The 2,513-nt window shown below is 71.6% G+C and carries 4 protein-coding genes; all 4 read right to left on the reverse strand.

Annotated elements, in window-relative coordinates; all coding sequences use genetic code 11:
• Positions 1-676 (reverse strand): Hsp70 family protein (locus tag DD1DGNOD_RS29960; protein WP_241255885.1); only part of this gene is annotated, 676 nt, incomplete at its 3' end.
• A gap of 18 nt (positions 677-694) precedes the next feature.
• A complete protein-coding gene (locus DD1DGNOD_RS21215) occupies positions 695-1,162 on the reverse strand; it encodes a hypothetical protein (protein WP_131770911.1) in 468 nt (155 codons plus the stop codon).
• Positions 1,163-1,188: 26 nt separating this feature from the next.
• Entirely contained in the window at positions 1,189-1,965 is a 777-nt protein-coding gene (dapB, locus tag DD1DGNOD_RS21220) for a 4-hydroxy-tetrahydrodipicolinate reductase (protein WP_131768272.1), read from the reverse strand.
• On the reverse strand, positions 1,962-2,513 hold a 552-nt coding region (locus DD1DGNOD_RS29965), incomplete at its 5' end, for a M16 family metallopeptidase (protein ID WP_241255887.1). The genes DD1DGNOD_RS29965 and dapB, both read right to left, overlap by 4 nt.

The raw sequence follows: 2,513 nt of genomic DNA on the forward strand, positions 1-2,513 counted from the left end.
GGTGGAGCGCGATCTTCTCGTCCCAGTCAGCCCCGCCGAGCTGGTGGTCACCGTCGACCGCGACCACCGAGACCCGGCGGTCGGCGAGCTCGACGACGGTCACGTCGAAGGTGCCGCCCCCGAGGTCGTAGACGAGTGCGACCTCCTCCTGCGCGGTCCGGCCCGCGACGGAGGCGTCGGAGTTGAACCGGGCAAAGCCGTAGGACAGCGCGGCAGCGGTCGGTTCGTTGATGACGTCCACAACCGACAGGCCCGCGTACTGCCCGGCGAGCACCGTCGCGCGGCGCTCCTCGTCCCCGAAGTAGGCCGGGACGGTGATGACGACGTCACGAATCGACTCGGCGCCGGCGAAGGCCGCGTCCCCGACCAGCGCCCGCAGGATGAGGCTGCTGACCGCCGGGGCCGACCAGGCCCGGCCGCAGGTCACGAAGCGCCAGTCACCGTCACCCATCCGGCGTTTGACCAGCGCGCACACGTCGTCGGCGCGGGCGCGGGCAAGGCGGCGGGCGGGTTCACCGGTGATGTAGTCGTCCGGTCCGACGAACAGCACGACGCTGGGCAGCGTAGTGGCGCCGCCGGACAGCGGGACCACCTCCGGATCCCCCGACCGGTTCACCCGGGCGACGCAGCTGTACGTGGTTCCAAGATCGATGCCGTAGACGACGCCCGCGTTCATGCCCGAAACGTATCGAGATCACGCAGCAGAATCGGCGCGTTCGAGGGCTATTGCGTAGCGCATCGCACGCCGTCCTCTACGGGTGTCCCCGGCGTCACCGTAGGCCGCCGCAAGCCGGTACCAGGCCCGCCAGTCCCGCGGCGCCGCCTCGGCCTCGGCCCGCCGGCGGTCGAAGAGCGCGTCGGCGGCGGCACGGTCGACCCGGCCGGAGGGACGGCGCGGCAGCGCCGCCGCGGTTTCGCCGGAATCGGCGGATTCCTCCGATTCCTCCGGCAGCCGGCGCCCCAGCCGTTCGGTCGCCCGGCCGAACTGCAGCTCCCGGCCGACGACGGCCACTCCCACCACGGGCAACAGCAGGACGCCCACGCCCATCCCGCGCGCGATCCAGCTGGTCTCGGTGAGCAGCTGGACTCCCCGCCAGCCGATCAGGCCGAGATAGAACACGGCCGCGACGACCAGCACGACCACCACGTGACGGGCCTGCACGCTCCGCGCCTGGCCGGTGCGAGCCTTCACAGTTCGAGCAGGGCCTCAAGGCCCACGGTCAGACCGGGACGCCCGGGAGTCCGGCGCACACCGAGCAGCACCCCCGGCATGAAGGAGGTCCGGTCCAAGGAGTCGTGACGCAGGGTCAGCGTCTCCCCGGCACCGCCGAAAAGCACTTCCTGGTGCGCGACGAGACCGGACAACCGGACGCTGTGGACGGGAACCCCGCCGACCCGCGCACCGCGCGCCCCGGCCAGCACGGACGAGGTGGCGTCAGGGCCCGCGGGATCCAGCCCCGCCTTGGCCCGAGCCTGCGCGACGAGCTGCGCGGTGCGAGCGGCGGTTGCGCTGGGAGCGTCCAGCTTGCCCGGATGATGCATCTCGACGATCTCCACCGATTCGAAGAAGCGGGCCGCCTGGACCGCGAAGTGCATCATGAGTACCGCCGCGACCCCGAAGTTCGCAGCCACCAGCACCCCGACACCGGGCGCGTCGGCAAGCCAGCCGCGCAGGGTGGCCAGACGCTCGTCGTCGAAACCGGAGGTACCCACGACGACGTGCAGGCCTGCGTCGATGCACCACCGCAGGTTGTCCATGACGGCGTCGGGACGGGTGAAGTCGACGACGACCTGGGCGTTGCGCAGGCCGGCGAGGTCGTCCCCGACGTCGATCGCGGCAACCAGAGAAAGATCGCCAGCGGCTTCCACGGCGGCACAGACCGTCGACCCCATCCGCCCCCGGGCGCCGAGTACCCCGACCCCGAGGTTGCCGGCTGGTGCGGCAGGGCCAGCCGGGGAGGTCATGCCGTGACCACCCGCGCGAAGTCGTGATCGTCGAAGGGACCGATCACGCCCAGGGCGAGCGGACGGGCTAGCAGGTCGGCGGCAACGGCCTGGACGTCATCCAGGGTGACCGCGTCCACCCGGGCGAGTATCTCGTCGACGGAGAGCAGCTCGCCGTGCACGAGCTCACTCTTGCCAATCCGACTCATCCGCGAGCCCGTGTCCTCCATGCCCAGCACCAGCGAACCCCGGCTCTGGCCCTTGGCCCGAGCCAGCTCGTCGTCGGTGATACCCGCCGCCACGACCGACTCCAGCTGCTCCCGGCACAGGGCGAGCACATCGTCGGCCCGCCGTGGCGCGCATCCCGCGTACACGCCGAACAGTCCGGCGTCGGCGAAGTGGGACGCGAACGAGTAGACGGAGTAGGCAAGCCCCCGCTTCTCCCGGATCTCCTGGAAGAGCCGGGAGCTCATCCCCCCGCCGAGGGCCGAGGACATGATTCCCAGGGCGAACCGGCGGTCGTCCCGACGCGACATCCCGACGGTGCCGAGCACGACGTGCGCCTGCTC

The sequence above is a fragment of the Candidatus Protofrankia californiensis genome (assembly GCF_900634765.1).
Classification (GTDB): Bacteria; Actinomycetota; Actinomycetes; order Frankiales; family Frankiaceae; genus Protofrankia; species Protofrankia californiensis.

Excerpts from the sequence above, each read along its gene's own strand:
- dapB (WP_131768272.1), bottom strand. The coding sequence starts at position 1,965 with ATGACCTCCCCGGCTGGCCCTGCCGCACCAGCCGGCAACCTCGGGGTC.